The sequence below is a fragment of the Sinorhizobium saheli genome (assembly GCF_001651875.1).
GTDB lineage: Bacteria > Pseudomonadota > Alphaproteobacteria > Rhizobiales > Rhizobiaceae > Sinorhizobium > Sinorhizobium saheli.
In genome coordinates, this window is record NZ_LNQB01000035.1 from 1 (window position 1) to 18,203 (window position 18,203).

Genomic DNA, 18,203 nt, shown 5'->3' on the forward strand with positions numbered 1-18,203 from the left:
CGACGTCTTGCCATGGTCAACGTGGCCAATCGTGCCGATGTTGACGTGCGGCTTATTGCGCTCGAATTTGCTCTTTGCCATTTCCGGCTCTCCGTTTCCTGTCCCCTAGAGGGGAAATCTTATCTATCTGTTTCAGCGCGAGGCTATTCCGGTCACTTCTGACCGGAATACTTCGCCTGGATTTCCTGCGCGACGTTCGACGGAACCGGCGCGTAGTGATCGAACAGCATCGTGTACTGAGCGCGGCCCTGCGACATGGAGCGCAGGTTGTCCACGTACTTGAACATGTTCGCGAGCGGCACGTGGGCGTTGATGACCACGGCGACGCCACGCGATTCCTGGCCCTGGATCTGGCCACGGCGCGAGTTCAGGTCACCGATCACGTCACCGACGTAATCTTCCGGCGTCACGACCTCGACCTTCATGATCGGCTCGAGGAGCTGAGCGCCGGCCTTCTTCGCGGCCTCACGGAAGCAAGCGCGAGAAGCGATTTCGAACGCCAGGACCGACGAGTCGACATCGTGGAACGCACCGTCGATGAGCGTCGCCTTGACGCCCAGCATCGGGAAGCCAGCGAGCGGGCCCGAGGACAGAACGCTTTCAATGCCCTTCTGAACGCCCGGGATGTACTCCTTCGGAACAGCGCCGCCGACGATCTTGGATTCGAATACGAAGTCCTCGCCGTCCGGATTCGGCTCGAAGACGATCTTGACGCGTGCGAACTGACCGGTACCACCAGACTGCTTCTTGTGCGTGTAGTCTTCTTCGTGCTGACGCGTGATCGTCTCGCGGTAAGCAACCTGCGGGGCACCGACCGACGCTTCGACCTTGAACTCGCGACGCATGCGGTCGACGATGATGTCGAGGTGAAGTTCGCCCATGCCGGCGATGATCGTCTGGCCGGATTCTTCGTCCGTCTTGACGCGGAACGACGGATCTTCGGCTGCCAGGCGGTTGAGCGCGAGGCCCATCTTTTCCTGGTCGCCCTTGGTCTTCGGCTCGATGGCGATCTGGATGACCGGCTCGGGGAATTCCATGCGCTCGAGGATAACCGGCTTCAGCGGATCGCAGAGCGTGTCGCCGGTCGTGGTTTCCTTGAGGCCGGCCAGCGCGACGATGTCGCCGGCAAAAGCTTCCTCGATGTCTTCACGCGAGTTCGAGTGCATCTGCAGCATGCGGCCGACGCGCTCGCGCTTTTCCTTGACCGTATTCATGACCGACGTGCCCTTTTCGAGCTTGCCGGAATAGATGCGAGCGAAGGTCAGCGAACCGACGAAGGGGTCGTTCATGATCTTGAACGCCAGCATCGAAAGGGGCTCGTTGTCGTCAGCGTTGCGGGTGATTTCACCTTCGGTCTTGACGTCGATGCCCTTGATGGCCGGAATGTCGACCGGCGACGGCAGGTAGTCGACGACCGCGTCGAGCAGCGGCTGAACACCCTTGTTCTTGAAGGCCGTGCCGCAGAACATCGGGTGGAACTTCACCTCGATGGTGCCGCGACGAACCAGTTCGCGGATCTTGTCGTTGTCCGGATAGGTGCCTTCGAGATAGGCTTCCATCGCCGCTTCGTCGATTTCGACGACGGTTTCGATGAGCTTCTCGCGGTATTCCTCGGCCTTTTCCTTGAGGTCGGCCGGGATCTCGACGACGTCCCACTGGGCGCCAAGCTGTTCATCGCGCCAAACGAGAGCGTTCATCTCAATCAGGTCGACAACGCCCTTGAATTCGCTCTCAGCACCGATCGGCAGCTGCATGACGACCGGAATCGCGCCGAGACGGGACTTGATCATCTCGACGGAGCGGTAGAAGTCCGCACCGGTCTTGTCCATCTTGTTGCAGAAGATCATGCGCGGAACATGGTACTTCTCAGCCTGGCGCCAGACGGTTTCGGTCTGCGGCTCGACGCCGGCATTTGCATCGAGAAGCGCGATTGCGCCATCGAGAACACGCAGCGAACGCTCGACTTCGATGGTGAAGTCAACGTGACCGGGGGTGTCGATGATGTTGAAGCGGCGCATCTTGCCGTCGCGACCCTTCCAGAAGGTCGTCGTGGCGGCAGACGTGATCGTGATGCCGCGCTCCTGCTCCTGCTCCATCCAGTCCATGGTTGCGGCGCCGTCATGGACTTCGCCGATCTTGTGGGACTTGCCGGTGTAGTAAAGGATACGCTCAGTCGTCGTCGTCTTGCCGGCGTCGATGTGCGCCATGATACCGAAATTTCGGTAATCTTCGATTTTATATTCGCGAGCCATGAGAGACTGCCTTTCGGACCTTTTCCTGATTACCAACGGTAGTGCGAGAACGCACGGTTGGCATCAGCCATCTTGTGGGTGTCTTCGCGCTTCTTGACGGCGCTGCCACGGTTGTTCGCCGCGTCCATGAGTTCGCCGCAGAGGCGATCGACCATGGTCGTTTCGTTGCGCTTGCGGGCAGCCGCGATCAGCCAGCGGATAGCGAGAGCCTGGCGACGCTCCGGACGAACATCGACCGGAACCTGGTAGGTAGCACCACCGACGCGGCGCGAACGCACTTCGACGTGCGGAGCAATATTGTCGAGGGCGGAATGGAACACGGCAACCGGCTCCTGCTTCAGCTTCGACTGGACCGCCTCGAAGGCACCGTAGACGATGCTTTCTGCGACGGACTTCTTGCCGTCCAGCATGATTGCGTTCATGAACTTCGTGACGACCAGATCACCGAACTTCGGATCCGGGTTGATCTCACGCTTTTCTGCTCTGTGACGTCGGGACATACTTTTCGTCTCTCAACTTTTATATCTTCTGACCAGCGAAATGGCGCCGGTTGCGATGTTATTTCGGACGCTTCGCGCCGTACTTGGAGCGGCGCTGCTTGCGGTTCTTCACACCCTGCGTATCGAGAACGCCGCGGATGATGTGGTAACGAACACCCGGAAGGTCCTTCACGCGGCCGCCGCGGATCATGACCACGGAGTGCTCCTGAAGATTGTGGCCCTCGCCCGGAATGTAGCCGATCACTTCGAAGCCGTTCGTCAGGCGAATCTTTGCAACCTTACGGAGAGCCGAGTTCGGCTTCTTCGGGGTCGTCGTGTAGACGCGGGTACAAACGCCGCGCTTCTGCGGGTTTTCCTGCAGGGCAGGAACCTTGTTGCGCTTTACCTGTGCCTGACGCGGCTTGCGGATCAGCTGGTTTACGGTAGGCATCTAACCATCCCTTACAAAACTTTTCTCGTTACCCTTTCGGGCGGATCGTTTGCCGTCGCCGGCGGTATCGAACGCCTATGAAATGCGCAAAACGAGGGCCGATCCGCTTTTCCGCAGATGGCCCCAACAAAAGCAGAGGACGCACTATTTCGCGCGTCTTGCGTGCAGCATTGTGTCGTCAGCGTGCGTTTTGAACCTTGTTTGAGGCGAACTCCAGAACGCGTCGTTCCGAACCAGCCAGCCTCACATGGGCTCTGATGCGGCGGGGTGTACTGATTTCAGGGCGATCCGTCAAGGGCAATTAGGAAATAATCTCGGCTTCTGAGCGCTGACATGCCCGGAAAACAAGGCTTTCTGGCCCGTGGCCCTGCCTTCGCAAGCGGCAATCTTCCCGCGCCGGCACATCATCGCGACCAATTAAGGAACCGGCAACCTCCTTCTGCCGTTTTCCACGATCGTGAGTCGGCCATCGATTCCCCGGACGGGTTCCGATTTGTTCAATTATGCAGTAGACCCGGGGCGAGGCAAAATGTGTCCGGTTTCCCGTCCGCATCCTGCGTCTCACTACATGAGAGTCGATCGCGCCCATCGCTTCGCCGTTTCGCCGCGAATTCGTCGCGATGCCGCGCCAATATCTTTGAAGAGGATGTTTTATGCCCGTCACTCCGGACAACGACAATGCGCCCGACGAGCCGCTGATCTTCATCATCATCGGCAAGGCCTACGAGGCCGATGGTGACGACGAAGGCGTCCAGATTCACGTCATGCTGCAGGCACCCGACGACGACACCGCCGTGCGCGAGGCACTGAACGCGCTTGCCGAGGAAGGCTTTCTCGAGGCCGATCTCGACCAGATCGGCACCTTAGACGGCATACCGGACGAGGAGCCGCACGCCTCTGCCTACCAGGGTGCGCTCGAGGGCGAGGTCGCGATCATTCGATTCAGCTGATCGGCCCGCCCGAACGGCACACACAAAAGAAAGAAGCCGCCCGGAGCGATCCGGGCGGCTTCTTCTTTGCGTCGGGAGGGTGATCGACACCCTCCCCTTTTCTTATTCCGCAGCGGCGTGGTCGTCGGCCATGTCGGCCAGCATCGGCGTCGCCGCTTCCGCACCCGTGCCCTTGCGGCGTTCTTCGAGGATCAGCTCATCGCGCGCCGTGGCGATGCGGCGGATCTGCGTCATCGTGCCACCGGTGCCGGCCGGGATGAGACGGCCGACGATGACGTTTTCCTTCAGGCCCTGCAGACCGTCCGTCTTGCCGGCAACCGCAGCCTCGGTCAGGACCTTGGTGGTTTCCTGGAACGATGCGGCCGAGATGAAGGACGGCGTCTGCAGCGATGCCTTGGTGATGCCGAGCAGCACCGGATCGCCGGACGCAGGCTTCTTGCCTTCGGCGATGAGCGCATCGTTGACGTCCTCGAGCTCGATGCGGTCGACGTTGTCGCCGACGATGTAGTTCGAGTCGCCGGCATCGGTGATCTCCACCTTCTGCAGCATCTGCCGGACGATCACCTCGATGTGCTTGTCGTTGATGACAACGCCCTGCAGACGATAGACTTCCTGGATCTCGTTGACGAGGTAGGAAGCAAGCGCTTCCACGCCCTTGATCGCCAGGATGTCGTGCGGCGCCGGGTTGCCGTCGAGGATGTAGTCGCCCTTTTCGATGTAGTCGCCGTCCTGAAGATGGAAGGGCTTGCCCTTCGGGATCAGGTATTCGACCGGCTCGACACCGTCTTCCGCCGGCTCGATCATCACGCGACGCTTGTTCTTGTAATCGCGGCCGAAGCGAACCGTGCCATCGATCTCGGCGATGATGGCGTGATCCTTCGGACGGCGAGCCTCGAACAGCTCGGCCACGCGCGGCAGACCGCCGGTGATGTCCTTGGTCTTGGCGCTTTCGAGCGGCGAACGGGCAAGAACGTCACCCTGGCTGACCTTCTGCCCCGGCTCGACCGAGAGGATCGCGTCGACCGAGAGCATGAAGCGGGCTTCGCCGCCGCGGGCAAGCTTGGCGATGTTGCCGTTCTTGTCCTTGATGACGATCGCGGGCTTCAAGTCCGTACCGCGCGGCGTCGAGCGCCAGTCGATAACCTGGCGCTTGGTGATGCCGGTGGACTCGTCGGTCGATTCCAGAACCGAGATGCCGTCGATCACGTCTTCGAAGTGAACGGTACCCTCCACTTCCGTCATCATCGGACGGGTATAGGGGTCCCACTCGGCGAGACGCTGACCGCGCTTCACCTTGTCGCCGTCGTCGACGAAGATCTTCGAACCGTAGGCGACGCGCTGCGAGGAGCGCTCGACACCGCGTTCGTCGAGGATCTGGACAGCCATGTTGCGGCCCATGGCGACGAGGACGCCATCGGAGTTGCGCAGCATGTTGCGGTTCTTGATCTGGACCGTACCTTCATAGGAGGCTTCCAGGAACGACTGGTCGACCACGGTCGCCGTACCACCAAGGTGGAACGTACGCATGGTGAGCTGCGTGCCCGGCTCACCGATCGACTGCGCCGCGATGACGCCGACCGCCTCGCCCATGTTGACCGGTGTACCACGGGCCAAGTCTCGGCCGTAGCAGACGCCGCAGACGCCGGTCTGGATTTCGCAGGTCAGGGCCGAACGGATACGGACGGACTGGATGCCGGCCTTCTCGATCTCGGCGACGTCCGCTTCCATGATCATCTTGCCGGCGTCGACGATGCGGTCGCCAGTGATCGGGTTGTCGATGTTGTCGAGCGCCGTACGGCCGAGGATACGCTGGCCGAGCGAGGCAACGACCTGACCGGCATCGACGATCGCCGTCATGGTCAGGCCCTTGTCGGTACCGCAATCCGTGTGCGTGACGATGCAGTCCTGGGCCACGTCGACGAGACGACGGGTGAGGTAACCCGAGTTCGCGGTCTTCAAGGCGGTGTCGGCGAGACCCTTGCGGGCACCGTGCGTCGAGTTGAAGTACTCGTTCACGGTCAGGCCTTCCTTGAAGTTCGAAATGATCGGCGTCTCGATGATTTCGCCCGACGGCTTGGCCATCAGGCCGCGCATGCCGCCCAGCTGGCGCATCTGGTTCGGCGAACCGCGGGCGCCCGAGTGCGACATCATGTAGATCGAGTTCATCGGCTTCTGACGGCCGCTGTCGTCGAACTCGACCGCCTTGATGCGCGCCATCATTTCTTCGGCGACCTTCTCGGTTGCCTTGCCCCAGGCGTCGACGACCTTGTTGTACTTCTCGCCTTGGGTGATGAGACCGTCATTGTACTGCTGCTCGTATTCCTTCACGAGCGCTTCGGTGTCGCCGACGATCTTGGCCTTCGTGTCCGGAATCACCATGTCGTCCTTGCCGAACGAGATGCCGGCGCGGCAGGCATGGGAGAAGCCGAGCTGCATGATCCGGTCGCAGAAGATGACCGTGTCCTTCTGGCCGCAATGGCGGTAGACCGTGTCGATCATCTTGGAGATGTTCTTCTTGGTCATCTCCTGGTTGCAGATGTCGAACGGAATGTTCGGGTTCTTCGGCAGGAGCTCACCGATGATCATGCGGCCGGGGGTCGTCTCATAGATCTTCGAAACCGGGTTGCCCTCGGCATCGACGGTCTTGTAGCGGCCGCGGATCTTGGCGTGCAGGGTGACGGCCTTGGTCTCCAGCGCATGGTGCAGTTCGCCCATGTCGGAGAAGGCCATGCCTTCGCCCGGCTCGTTCTGGTTCATGATCGAGAGGTAGTAGAGGCCGAGAACCATGTCCTGCGACGGCACGATGATCGGGGCACCGTTGGCCGGATGCAGGATGTTGTTCGTCGACATCATCAGCACGCGGGCTTCGAGCTGCGCCTCGAGCGACAGCGGCACGTGAACGGCCATCTGGTCGCCGTCGAAGTCGGCATTGAAGGCCGTGCAGACGAGCGGATGCAACTGGATCGCCTTGCCTTCGACCAGGATCGGTTCGAAGGCCTGGATGCCCAGGCGGTGCAGCGTCGGTGCGCGGTTGAGCAGAACCGGGTGCTCGCGGATGACCTCGTCGAGGATATCCCAGACTTCCGGCTTTTCCTTTTCCACCAGCTTCTTCGCCTGCTTGACGGTCGAGGAATAGCCCTTGGCGTCGAGGCGGGCATAGATGAACGGCTTGAAGAGTTCGAGCGCCATCTTCTTCGGCAGGCCGCACTGATGCAGCTTCAGCTCCGGACCGGTCACGATGACCGAACGGCCGGAATAGTCGACGCGCTTGCCGAGCAGATTCTGGCGGAAGCGCCCCTGCTTGCCCTTCAGCATGTCGGAGAGCGATTTCAGCGGACGCTTGTTGGCGCCCGTGATGACGCGGCCGCGACGGCCGTTGTCGAACAACGCATCGACGGATTCCTGCAGCATGCGCTTTTCGTTGCGGATGATGATGCCCGGCGCGCGCAGCTCGATCAGCCGCTTCAGGCGGTTGTTGCGGTTGATCACGCGGCGGTAGAGATCGTTCAGATCCGACGTCGCGAAGCGGCCGCCATCGAGCGGGACGAGCGGTCGCAGATCCGGCGGAATCACCGGGACGACCTTCATGATCATCCACTCCGGACGGTTGCCGGACTCCATGAAGTTCTCGACGATCTTCAGCCGCTTCATCAGCTTCTTCTGCTTCAGATCCGACGTCGTCTCGGCCATCTCCGTGCGCAGATCGCCGGCGATCTTCTCGAGATTCATCGAGGCGAGCATCTCGTAGATCGCCTCGGCGCCGATCATCGCGGTGAACTGGTCTTCACCGAACTCGTCGACCGCGAGCATGTAGTCTTCTTCGGTCAGGAGCTGGTTTTCCTTGAGCGACGTCAGGCCCGGCTCGGTGACGATGTAGTTCTCGAAATAGAGGACGCGCTCGATATCCTTGAGCGTCATGTCGAGCAGCGTCGCGATACGGCTCGGCAGCGACTTCAGGAACCAGATGTGGGCAACCGGCGCGGCGAGCTCGATATGGCCCATGCGCTCACGGCGAACGCGCGACAGCGTCACCTCGACGCCGCACTTTTCGCAGATGATGCCCTTGTACTTCATGCGCTTGTACTTGCCGCACAGGCACTCGTAGTCCTTGATCGGACCGAAGATGCGGGCGCAGAACAGACCGTCGCGTTCCGGCTTGAAGGTCCGGTAGTTGATCGTCTCCGGTTTCTTGATCTCACCGTAAGACCAGGAAAGAATCTTCTCCGGCGACGCAATCGAAATCCGGATGGAATCGAAGGTCTGTGCAGGCACCTGCGGATTGAAAAGATTCATGACCTCTTGGTTCATGCCTGTCTCCTTTGCGGGCACTAGGCCCTGAGCTTGGCGGGGATGCCGGCAAATCCCGGGCGCCGGCCCCTGCCCCTTAAACGGCTAAAACCGCATCGCGTGCGGCCCTGTTCCTGCCGCGGACGGATGCCCAGCGGCGGAAGCGGTGCGTGCTGCCGTCGCGGCACGCACCTGATGTCGTCTTATTCCGCTGCGTCCGGCAATTGCGCCGCAGCACCGAGATCGTCGACCTTCGAGCTCTCGAGTTCGACCGAGAGGCCGAGCGAGCGCATTTCCTTGACGAGAACGTTGAAGCTCTCCGGAATGCCCGCCTCGAAGGTGTCGTCGCCGCGGACGATCGCTTCGTAGACCTTGGTACGGCCGGCCACGTCGTCCGACTTGACGGTCAGCATTTCCTGCAGCGTGTAGGCGGCGCCGTAGGCTTCCAGCGCCCAGACCTCCATTTCGCCGAAGCGCTGGCCGCCGAACTGCGCCTTGCCGCCCAGCGGCTGCTGGGTGACGAGCGAGTACGGTCCGATCGAACGGGCGTGGATCTTGTCGTCGACCAGGTGGTTGAGCTTCAGCATGTAGATGTAGCCCACGGTCACCTGACGGTCGAACGCATCACCGGTACGGCCGTCATAGAGCGTCGACTGACCGGTGACCTTGAGGCCCGCCTTCTGCAGCATCTCGTTTACGTCCGCTTCGACCGCGCCGTCGAAAACCGGCGTTGCGATCGAGACGCCGCGGCGGGTCTGTTCGGCCAGCCGCACGATCGACGCGTCGTCATACTGCTTGATCGGCTCGCCCTTCGGACCGGAGCCGATGACGTCGTCGATCGTCGTGCGCAGCGGCGCGATGTCGCCGTTGTCGTAATAGGCATCGAGCATCGCGCCGATCTTCTTGCCCATGCCGGCGCAAGCCCAGCCGAGATGCGTCTCGAGGATCTGACCGACGTTCATGCGCGACGGCACGCCGAGCGGGTTCAGCACCACGTCGACATGCGTGCCGTCTTCCAGGAACGGCATGTCTTCGATCGGCACGATGCGCGACACGACACCCTTATTGCCGTGGCGGCCGGCCATCTTGTCGCCCGGCTGGATCTTGCGCTTCACCGCGACGAAGACCTTGACCATCTTCATGACGCCCGGAGGCATCTCGTCGCCGCGCTGGACCTTCTCGACCTTGTCCATGAAGCGCTGCTCGAGGCGCGACTTGGACTCGTCGTACTGGGCGCGAAGCGCTTCGATCTCGCCCTGGGCCTTCTCGTCCTCGACGGCGAACATCCACCACTGCGAGCGCGGATATTCGCTGACGACGGCGTTCGAAAGCTCGGTGCCCTTCTTGAAGCCCTTCGGGCCGGCAACGGCAATGTGGCCGCGGAGCATGTCGACGAGGCGCGCATAGACGTTGCGGTCGAGGATCGCCTGCTCGTCGTCACGGTCCTTGGCGAGGCGTTCGATCTCCTCGCGCTCGATCGCCATCGCGCGCTCGTCCTTCTCCACGCCGTGGCGGTTGAAGACGCGGACTTCGACGACCGTGCCGAAGGTGCCCGGCGGCATGCGCATCGACGTGTCGCGCACGTCGGAGGCCTTTTCGCCGAAGATGGCACGCAGCAGCTTTTCTTCCGGCGTCATCGGGCTTTCGCCCTTCGGCGTGATCTTGCCGACGAGGATGTCGCCCGGCTGGACCTCGGCGCCGATGTAGACGATGCCGGCTTCGTCCAGGTTCTTCAGCGCCTCTTCCGAAACGTTCGGAATGTCGCGCGTGATTTCTTCCGGACCGAGCTTGGTGTCGCGCGCCATCACCTCGAATTCCTCGATATGGATCGAGGTGAAGACGTCATCGCGCACGATCCGCTCGGAGAGCAGGATCGAGTCTTCGTAGTTGTAGCCGTTCCAGGGCATGAAGGCGACGAGGGCGTTGCGGCCGAGCGCCAGGTCACCGAGGTCGGTCGACGGACCGTCCGCGATGATATCGCCCTTGTTGATCACATCACCGACGGTCACCAGCGGGCGCTGGTTGACGCAGGTGTTCTGGTTGGAACGCTGGAACTTCTGCAGCCGGTAGATGTCGACGCCGGACTTCGACGGATCGAGGTCTTCGGTTGCGCGGATAACGATACGCGTCGCGTCGACCTGGTCGACCACGCCGCCGCGGCGTGCGGCGATCGCGGCACCCGAATCGCGGGCGACGACCGGCTCCATGCCGGTGCCGACGAACGGCGCCTCTGCCCTCAGCAGCGGCACGGCCTGACGCTGCATGTTCGAGCCCATCAGCGCGCGGTTGGCGTCGTCGTTCTCGAGGAACGGAATGAGCGCCGCCGCGACGGACACGAGCTGCTTCGGCGAAACGTCCATCAGGTTGATGTTGTCGCGCGGCGCCAGCATGACTTCGCCCGAGTGACGGCAAACGACGAATTCCTCCGCGAAGGAGCCATCGTCGTCCAGCACCGAGTTCGCCTGGGCGACGTGGTACTTCGCCTCTTCCATCGCCGACAGATAGACGACGTCGTTCGTCACCTTGCCGTCGACGATCTTGCGGTACGGGCTCTCGATGAAGCCGTACTTGTTGACGCGGGCGAAGGTCGCGAGCGAGTTGATGAGACCGATGTTCGGGCCTTCCGGCGTCTCGATCGGGCAGATGCGGCCGTAATGGGTCGGATGCACGTCGCGGACTTCGAAGCCGGCGCGCTCACGCGTGAGACCACCCGGGCCAAGAGCCGAAAGACGACGCTTGTGGGTGATTTCCGAAAGCGGGTTCACCTGGTCCATGAACTGCGACAGCTGCGACGAACCGAAGAATTCGCGCACCGCGGCGGCCGCCGGCTTGGCGTTGATGAGGTCCTGCGGCATCACGGTGTCGATCTCGATCGAGGACATGCGTTCCTTGATCGCGCGCTCCATGCGCAGGAGACCCAGGCGGTACTGGTTCTCCATCAGCTCGCCGACCGAGCGGACGCGACGGTTGCCGAGGTTGTCGATGTCGTCGATCTCGCCCTTGCCGTCACGCAGCTCGACGAGCATCTTGACGACCGCCAGGATGTCTTCCTTGCGAAGGATGCGGACGGTATCCGGAACGTCGAGATCGAGACGCATGTTCATCTTCACGCGGCCGACGGCCGAGAGGTCGTAACGCTCAGCATCGAAGAACAGCGCGTTGAACATGGCTTCGGCCGAATCCATGGTCGGCGGCTCGCCCGGACGCATGACGCGGTAGATGTCGAAGAGCGCGTCCTGGCGGTTCTCGTTCTTGTCGGCCGCAAGCGTGTTGCGGATGTAGGCGCCGACATTGATGTGGTCGATGTCGAGAACCGGGATCTCGTCGAAACCGGCCGAAAGGATGACCGGCAGCGTCTTCTCGTCGATCTCGTCACCGGCTTCGAGATAGATCTCGCCGGTTTCGTAGTTGACGACATCCTCGGCGAGGTAGTTGCCATAGAGATCGTCGTCGGTTGCCTTCAGGGCCTTCAGGCCCTTTTCCTGCAACTGGCGCAGCAGGCGCGGCGTCAGCTTCTTGCCGGCCTCGACAACGACTTCGCCGGTGTCGGCGTCGATCATCTCGGCAACCGCCTTCTGGCCCTTCAGCGCATCCGGCTGGAACGGCACGCGCCAGCCGTCGCCGTCGCGCTGGTAGAGCGACTTCGTGTAGAAGGTCTCGAGGATCTCCTCGCCGTCCATGCCGAGCGCCATCAGGAGCGACGTCACCGGGATCTTGCGGCGGCGGTCGATGCGCGCATAGACGATGTCCTTGGCGTCGAACTCGATGTCGAGCCAGGAGCCGCGATACGGGATCACGCGGGCGGCGAAGAGCAGCTTGCCCGACGAGTGGCTCTTGCCCTTGTCGTGATCGAAGAAGACGCCCGGCGAACGGTGCATCTGCGAGACGATGACGCGCTCGGTGCCGTTGACGATGAAGGTGCCGTTGTCCGTCATGAGCGGCATGTCGCCCATGTAGACGTTCTGTTCCTTGATGTCCTTGATCGACTTTGCGCCGGTATCCTCGTCGATATCGAACACGATGAGGCGCAGCGTCACCTTGAGCGGCGCCGCATAGGTGAGGTCACGCTGGCGGCACTCCTCGACGTCGAACTTCGGCGGTTCGAATTCGTAGGAGACGAATTCGAGCATGGAAGCGCCGGAGAAATCCTTTATCGGGAAAACCGATTTGAAAACGGCTTGAAGTCCCTCGTCGGGGCGCCCGCCCTTGGGCTCTTCCACCATGAGGAACTGGTCGTAGGACGCCTTCTGAACCTCGATGAGGTTGGGCATCTCCGCGACTTCTGGGATTTTACCAAAAAACTTGCGTACGCGCCTGCGACCGTTGAACGAAAGGGTCTGAGCCATCGTCGCTCCTTGTCAATCTTGCATCCGGGCCTGCAACAGACGGGAACCGCTGGCCAGTCGATCCCGTCGATCAATGAGTAGTTCAAACTCGTCAAGCTTTCGAAAGACGCCAGCGCGGATTGCTGTGCTGTCTCACGATCGCGACCATCCTCTTGAAGAACCCATTACCCAAAAGCCGTTTTGCGACAGGCTTTTGGGTAATATGTTCCAAAAACGGTCAAAGAGAGGCGGCCCCGAGGGCCACCTCCCCTTGCATATCGCCGAATTACTTGACGTCGACCTTGGCGCCAGCGTCTTCGAGCTTCTTCTTGAGGTCGGCTGCTTCAGCCTTGGAAACAGCTTCCTTGACCGGCTTCGGAGCGCCCTCGACCAGGTCCTTGGCTTCCTTGAGGCCGAGGCCGGTGATGCCACGGACTTCCTTGATGACGTTAATCTTGTTGGCGCCAGCGTCAACGAGGATAACGTCGAACTCGGTCTTCTCTTCTTCCGCAGCGGCAGCAGCACCGCCGGCAGCGCCGCCGGCAGCAGCAACGGCTACCGGAGCAGCGGCAGAAACGCCCCACTTTTCTTCGAGCAGCTTGGAAAGCTCAGCGGCTTCCAGGACGGTCAGCGAGGAGAGGTCTTCAACGATCTTTGCGAGATCAGCCATTTTACTTTTCCTTTTGTTCGGTTCGAACTGGTTTTAATAAGAACAGCGAAATTCCGCCTCAGGCGGCTTCGTCCTTCTTGGCGTAGGCCGAGAACACGCGGGCAAGCTGGCTTGCCGGTGCTGCGGTAACCGTCGCGACGCGGGTTGCCGGGGCATTGAGGAGGCCCAGCAGCTTCGCGCGCAGCTCGTCGAGCGAAGGCAGGGTCGCGAGCGACTTGACACCTTCGGCGTTGAGCGTGGTTGCGCCCATGGAACCACCGAGCACAACGAGCTTGTCGTTGGTCTTGGCGAAATCCATGACGACCTTCGGAGCCGTAATCGGGTCATCGCTGAAAGCAATCAGCGTCTGTCCCTTGAAGAGATCGATGATCCCCTCGGACTCCGTACCCTGAAGAGCGATCTTGGCCAGGCGGTTTTTCGCGACTTTGACGGTGCCGCCAGCAGCGCGCATCTTCGAACGGAAGTCGTTCATTTGCGCAACTGTGACACCAGCATAGTGGGCCACGACAACCGAACCGGAAGCCTTGAAGACTTCGTTCAGCTCCGTGACGAATTCGCGTTTTTCCGCTCTTTCCACTGTCTGTCTCCAGTTGGCAGGGTTGTTTGGAACAGCCCTGCCGGGTTTGCCTTTGTCACCCGGGATCATTCTCGATCCCAAGCAACGCTTAAGGATCCTGTCCCTTGGCGTTCCCGGGAGAGCCGGGTCTGACACAAGGCAAGCGAGGTTCGAACCGAATTTCGACGCCTCCGGCGCCAAATGAAATCCAGATCTTACCCGTCTCATGCGGGCAAGGTGATTAAGGTAGAACCACCCGCAATCTCGGACAGGAACTCCGGACCGAAGCCCGGATATTTCCGGCCCCGAAAGGCCGGAAATTCGACTACGGGCCGGAGCCCGTGAAACTATCAGGCGGCGCTGATGGTCGCCGGATCGATCTTGAGGCCAGGCCCCATCGTCGAAGAGATGGCAACGCGCTTGACGTAGTTGCCCTTGGCGCCGGTCGGCTTCGCCTTGATCACCGCGTCAGCAAAGGCGCGGATGTTCTCTTCCAGCGCCTTGGCATCGAAGGATGCCTTGCCGACGCCGGCGTGAACGATACCGGCCTTCTCGACGCGGAACTCGACCGCGCCGCCCTTCGAGGCCTTGACGGCCGCGGCGACGTCCATGGTGACGGTGCCGACTTTCGGGTTTGGCATCATGCCGCGCGGGCCGAGAACCTTACCGAGACGACCGACGAGCGGCATCATGTCCGGGGTGGCGATGCAGCGATCGAAATCGATCTTGCCGCCCTGGACGATCTCGACGAGGTCCTCCGCGCCGACGACGTCGGCGCCGGCAGCCTTTGCTTCGTCAGCCTTGGCGCCGCGAGCGAAAACGGCAACGCGGACCGAGCGGCCGGTGCCGTTCGGCAGGTTGACGACGCCGCGGACCATCTGGTCGGCGTGGCGCGGATCGACGCCGAGGTTCATCGCGACTTCGATCGTCTCGTCGAACTTGGCGGTCGCGCGCTCCTTGACGAGCGTCACGGCTTCGGTGAGGCCGTAGAGCTTCGCCGGATCGATGCCCTCACGGGACTTCTGTATACGCTTTGCAATCTTCGCCATGGTCTTAGCCCGTCACTTCCAGGCCCATGGAGCGGGCGGAGCCCTCGACCATTGCCATTGCGCCTTCGATATCGGCCGCGTTGAGGTCCTTCATCTTGGCCTCTGCGATCGTGCGGATCTGAGCCTTGGAGATCGAGCCGGCCTTGGCCTTGCCCGGGGTCTTCGAGCCCGACTGGATCTTCGCTTCGCGCTTCAGGAAGTAGCTGACCGGCGGCTGCTTCATGACGAAGGTGAAGGACTTGTCCTGGTAATAGGTGATGACGACCGGGATCGGCATACCCTTTTCCATTTCCTGCGTGGCGGCGTTGAACGCCTTGCAGAATTCCATGATGTTAATGCCACGCTGACCAAGCGCAGGACCGATCGGCGGCGACGGGTTCGCCGAGCCGGCCTTCACCTGCAGCTTGAGCTGGCCTGCAACTTTCTTAGCCATTTCTCTCTGCCTCTCATTGCCCCTTTACGGCAGGACCGAAAGGGGAACTCATCAGCCGGTCACCCGGCCCTTTGCCGGTCGATCGACCGGCGGCTGCGGTTGCGTGGTGCGGACAAACCGACCCGGCTAAGACCGGATACCTCCCACGCGCGTGCGGATCGCTCCGCCGAGCAGGCCGATCGCTCGACCTGCCCATTCTCATAAGCCTGCGTTCTTTCAGACCTTTTCGACCTGGCCGTATTCCAGTTCGACCGGGGTCGCACGACCGAAGATCGACACCTCGACCTTCAGGCGCGACCGCTCCTCGTCGACGTCCTGAACGATGCCGTTGAAGGACGCGAAGGGGCCATCCGATACACGGACTTGCTCGCCGATCTCGAACGAGACCGACGGCTTCGGACGCTCGACACCATCCTGGACCTGACCGAGGATTCGCTCGGCCTCATAGTCCGGAATCGGAACGGGCTTGCTGTCCGTACCAAGGAACCCGGTTACCTTCGGGGTGTTCTTGATGAGGTGATAAGCCTCATCCGTCAGTTCGGCACGAACAAGCACATAGCCCGGAAAGAACTTCCGCTCCGAATCGACCTTGCGGCCGCGGCGGACTTCGACGACCTTCTCGGTCGGAACGAGGATCTTCTCGAAAAGGTGCGCCAAACCCTTCTGCTTGGCCTTCTCCTCGATCGACTCGGCTACCTTCTTCTCGAAATTGGAATAGGCGTGAACGATATACCAGCGCGCAGCCATGCTACTCTCCACCCAATCAAGCGCCTACGTTGAGGATCAGGCTCATCAGCCAGCCCATCAACTGATCCGCACCAAAGAAAAAGGCGGCGGCAAAAGAGACCATGACGAAGACCATCAGCGTCGAGATCGTCGTCTCGCGCCGCGAAGGCCAAGTCACTTTTGACGTTTCGGAGCGCACCTGCTGCAGAAACGTGAACGGATTCGTTTTGGATGCCATAAAATGCTCACGCCATTACGGCGCGTAAAGCCGACTTGTCAGCCCCACGCACCGCGTGTCTGTTTGGACCCTACATAAAGACCGATTCTGAAAACCACAAGAGCCAATCAGTCTTTTTTGTGAATATAAAGGACGGCCGCGCCGCCCGTTCCCCCCACATATTCTGGCCGATTTCCGACGACGGGGCAAGAACGGAGGAAGTGGCAGGGGCAGAGGGGCTCGAACCCCCGACCTGCGGTTTTGGAGACCGCCGCTCTACCAACTGAGCTATACCCCTAGACCGCGACGCTTTCCCGAAAGCCGGAACGCATCAGAAGTCAGCGGCTTCATATTCAGTTTGCCGGACGCTTTCAAGCGCATTCGCATCAAAAGGCGCAAAACACCAAGAAAATTTTGCGGGCCGCCCCTCCGCTAATCCTTTAACTTCACGTACTTCCGCCAATCGTGCTCTTCCTTGAAGCCGAGCACCTCGCGAATCTTCCTGTTGGACAGGAGCCCTTCGAACTCGCCGATCTCCCGCGTGAAAGGAACGTTCGGATAGAACCGCCTGGCGAGTTCGCGGGACGGTGTGTTGGCCGACACCGTGTCGTTGGCGGCGTTGAAAATCGTAAATCCGAGGCCGTCCTTTTCGACGCAAAGCTTGACGATCTGGCCGAGGTCGCGCGCATCGATATAGCTCCATGCAATCCTTTTGCGGATTTCCGGATGCGCGAAGTAATTCGGGAAATGCTCGTATTCATGCGGCTCGATCACGTTGCCGATCCGCAGCGCGTATATGTCGAAACCGGAGCGCTCGGCGAAGGCGCGCGCCGTATTTTCGTTCACCACCTTGGACAGGCCGTAGGAGTCCATCGGGTTGACGTCGTAGTCCTCCTCGAGCGGGAAGTGATGGAAGTCCCGGTGCCCCTCGGCAAAGCAGACGCCGTAGGTCGTCTCGCTCGAGGCGACGATGATCTTGCGGATGCCGAGCTTCACCGCCGCCTCGATGACGTTATAGGTGCCCATCACGTTGACCCGGAACGTCTCGTTGTCCGGCTTGATGAGGATGCGCGGGATCGCGGCAAAGTGCACGACCGCGTCGAAGGGCTGCGCTCCCCGGTCGAGATCGGGGAAATCGCGGTGCATCGACAGCGCATTGAACATCTGGCCGCTGTCGGTGATGTCGGCGATCAGATTGGTGACGCCGGGGCTGTCGAGCGGCACGAGATCGACATTGTGAACCTCATAGCCCGCATCGACGAGATAGGGCACGGCGTGCCGTCCGGCCTTGCCCGCGCCGCCGGTAAAGAGAATCCGCTTCTTCATGACGCCTCCCCTGCTGTTGTTTCTCAAGCCGGCACCGAAAGGCACGGCGCTCCTGAAAGCGGAGCAATAGTTAGACGCTTTGGCGCTTTGCACAAGGTGCACCAGAGCCGCACATCCGATCCCAACGAAAAAGCCCCGCAGTCACCTGCGGGGCCTTCGAAATCCGGAATAACCCGGAATTACTTGATGATCGAGGCGACGATGCCGGCGCCGCGTGCAAATCGCGCATGCGCGCCATTTGCACCTTTCTTGCTGCCGTCGGCAGCTGACGGCATCGTCTTCGCGATCATTACTTGATGATCGAGGCGACGATGCCGGCGCCGCGTGCAAATCGCGCTTGCGCGCCATTTGCACCTTTCTTGCTGCCGTCGGCAGCTGACGGCATCGTCTTCGCGATCATCACTTGATGATCGAGGCGACGATGCCGGCGCCGACGGTGCGGCCGCCTTCGCGGATCGCGAAGCGCAGCTTCTCTTCCATCG

The 18,203-nt window shown here is 61.2% G+C and carries 14 protein-coding genes, 1 tRNA gene and 1 pseudogene; 1 reads left to right on the forward strand and 15 read right to left on the reverse strand.

From position 1 onward, the window contains the following. From ATB98_RS29715 to rpsL, 4 genes and pseudogenes are all read right to left on the reverse strand, one after another. A pseudogene (locus ATB98_RS29715) lies at positions 1-81 on the reverse strand (GTP-binding protein); the annotation flags it as partial. A 71-nt stretch (positions 82-152) separates the two neighbouring features. Beyond that, positions 153-2,252, reverse strand: coding sequence for an elongation factor G (gene fusA, locus ATB98_RS00880; RefSeq protein ID WP_066867904.1), 2,100 nt, complete (start codon positions 2,250-2,252; stop codon positions 153-155). Between the two features lie 29 nt (positions 2,253-2,281). Further along, entirely contained in the window at positions 2,282-2,752 is a 471-nt protein-coding gene (gene rpsG / locus ATB98_RS00885; RefSeq protein WP_012707751.1) for a 30S ribosomal protein S7, read from the reverse strand. Positions 2,753-2,810: 58 nt separating this feature from the next. Continuing rightward, positions 2,811-3,182 (reverse strand): 30S ribosomal protein S12, encoded by a 372-nt coding sequence (rpsL, locus tag ATB98_RS00890; RefSeq protein WP_003507760.1) that lies wholly within the window; start codon positions 3,180-3,182, stop codon positions 2,811-2,813. A gap of 653 nt (positions 3,183-3,835) precedes the next feature. Here rpsL and ATB98_RS00895 point away from each other — a divergent pair. Further along, positions 3,836-4,132 carry a transcriptional regulator gene (locus ATB98_RS00895; RefSeq protein WP_066867907.1) on the forward strand — a complete coding sequence of 99 codons (297 nt, stop codon included), beginning with the start codon at positions 3,836-3,838 and terminating at the stop codon, positions 4,130-4,132. Positions 4,133-4,234: 102 nt separating this feature from the next. Here the strand turns inward: ATB98_RS00895 and rpoC are convergent, their stop codons facing one another. The 11 genes from rpoC to ATB98_RS27655 all read right to left on the reverse strand — a co-directional run. Further along, positions 4,235-8,440, reverse strand: coding sequence for a DNA-directed RNA polymerase subunit beta' (rpoC, locus tag ATB98_RS00900; RefSeq protein ID WP_066867910.1), 4,206 nt, complete (start codon positions 8,438-8,440; stop codon positions 4,235-4,237). Positions 8,441-8,622: 182 nt separating this feature from the next. Next, the gene (gene rpoB / locus ATB98_RS00905; protein ID WP_066867914.1) at positions 8,623-12,765 is read right to left on the reverse strand and encodes a DNA-directed RNA polymerase subunit beta; all 4,143 of its coding nucleotides are present in this window, start codon (positions 12,763-12,765) and stop codon (positions 8,623-8,625) included. Positions 12,766-13,030: 265 nt separating this feature from the next. Next, complete coding sequence (rplL, locus tag ATB98_RS00910) at positions 13,031-13,414, reverse strand: 50S ribosomal protein L7/L12 (RefSeq protein WP_066867917.1); 384 nt, start codon at positions 13,412-13,414, stop codon at positions 13,031-13,033. Positions 13,415-13,472: 58 nt separating this feature from the next. Further along, the gene (gene rplJ / locus ATB98_RS00915; RefSeq protein WP_066867920.1) at positions 13,473-13,991 is read right to left on the reverse strand and encodes a 50S ribosomal protein L10; all 519 of its coding nucleotides are present in this window, start codon (positions 13,989-13,991) and stop codon (positions 13,473-13,475) included. 329 nt (positions 13,992-14,320) lie between these two features. After that, positions 14,321-15,019 (reverse strand): 50S ribosomal protein L1, encoded by a 699-nt coding sequence (gene rplA / locus ATB98_RS00920; protein ID WP_066867924.1) that lies wholly within the window; start codon positions 15,017-15,019, stop codon positions 14,321-14,323. Positions 15,020-15,023: 4 nt separating this feature from the next. After that, the gene (rplK, locus tag ATB98_RS00925; protein ID WP_034858872.1) at positions 15,024-15,452 is read right to left on the reverse strand and encodes a 50S ribosomal protein L11; all 429 of its coding nucleotides are present in this window, start codon (positions 15,450-15,452) and stop codon (positions 15,024-15,026) included. A gap of 216 nt (positions 15,453-15,668) precedes the next feature. Beyond that, positions 15,669-16,199, reverse strand: a complete 531-nt coding sequence (gene nusG / locus ATB98_RS00930) for a transcription termination/antitermination protein NusG (protein ID WP_066867927.1) — start codon at positions 16,197-16,199, stop codon at positions 15,669-15,671. Positions 16,200-16,215: 16 nt separating this feature from the next. Then, positions 16,216-16,416, reverse strand: coding sequence for a preprotein translocase subunit SecE (gene secE / locus ATB98_RS00935; RefSeq protein ID WP_012707741.1), 201 nt, complete (start codon positions 16,414-16,416; stop codon positions 16,216-16,218). Between the two features lie 201 nt (positions 16,417-16,617). Continuing rightward, positions 16,618-16,693 (reverse strand) — tRNA-Trp (locus ATB98_RS00940). Positions 16,694-16,827: 134 nt separating this feature from the next. After that, on the reverse strand, positions 16,828-17,721 hold the full coding sequence (locus ATB98_RS00945; RefSeq protein WP_066867931.1) for an NAD-dependent epimerase/dehydratase family protein: 894 nt from the start codon (positions 17,719-17,721) through the stop codon (positions 16,828-16,830). 399 nt (positions 17,722-18,120) lie between these two features. Continuing rightward, positions 18,121-18,203, reverse strand: an 83-nt coding sequence (locus ATB98_RS27655) for an EF-Tu C-terminal domain-related protein (protein ID WP_131820478.1), incomplete at its 5' end; no start/stop codon positions are given.

What these genes read in the sequence shown, in the direction of transcription:
- fusA (WP_066867904.1), bottom strand. Translation starts at nt 2,252, where the DNA reads ATGGCTCGCGAATATAAAATCGAAGATTACCGAAATTTCGGTATCATG.
- rpsG (WP_012707751.1), bottom strand. Translation starts at nt 2,752, where the DNA reads ATGTCCCGACGTCACAGAGCAGAAAAGCGTGAGATCAACCCGGATCCG.
- rpsL (WP_003507760.1), bottom strand. Translation starts at nt 3,182, where the DNA reads ATGCCTACCGTAAACCAGCTGATCCGCAAGCCGCGTCAGGCACAGGTA.
- ATB98_RS00895 (WP_066867907.1), top strand. Translation starts at nt 3,836, where the DNA reads ATGCCCGTCACTCCGGACAACGACAATGCGCCCGACGAGCCGCTGATC.
- rpoC (WP_066867910.1), bottom strand. Translation starts at nt 8,440, where the DNA reads ATGAACCAAGAGGTCATGAATCTTTTCAATCCGCAGGTGCCTGCACAG.
- rpoB (WP_066867914.1), bottom strand. Translation starts at nt 12,765, where the DNA reads ATGGCTCAGACCCTTTCGTTCAACGGTCGCAGGCGCGTACGCAAGTTT.
- rplL (WP_066867917.1), bottom strand. Translation starts at nt 13,414, where the DNA reads ATGGCTGATCTCGCAAAGATCGTTGAAGACCTCTCCTCGCTGACCGTC.
- rplA (WP_066867924.1), bottom strand. Translation starts at nt 15,019, where the DNA reads ATGGCGAAGATTGCAAAGCGTATACAGAAGTCCCGTGAGGGCATCGAT.
- rplK (WP_034858872.1), bottom strand. Translation starts at nt 15,452, where the DNA reads ATGGCTAAGAAAGTTGCAGGCCAGCTCAAGCTGCAGGTGAAGGCCGGC.
- nusG (WP_066867927.1), bottom strand. Translation starts at nt 16,199, where the DNA reads ATGGCTGCGCGCTGGTATATCGTTCACGCCTATTCCAATTTCGAGAAG.
- secE (WP_012707741.1), bottom strand. Translation starts at nt 16,416, where the DNA reads ATGGCATCCAAAACGAATCCGTTCACGTTTCTGCAGCAGGTGCGCTCC.
- ATB98_RS00945 (WP_066867931.1), bottom strand. Translation starts at nt 17,721, where the DNA reads ATGAAGAAGCGGATTCTCTTTACCGGCGGCGCGGGCAAGGCCGGACGG.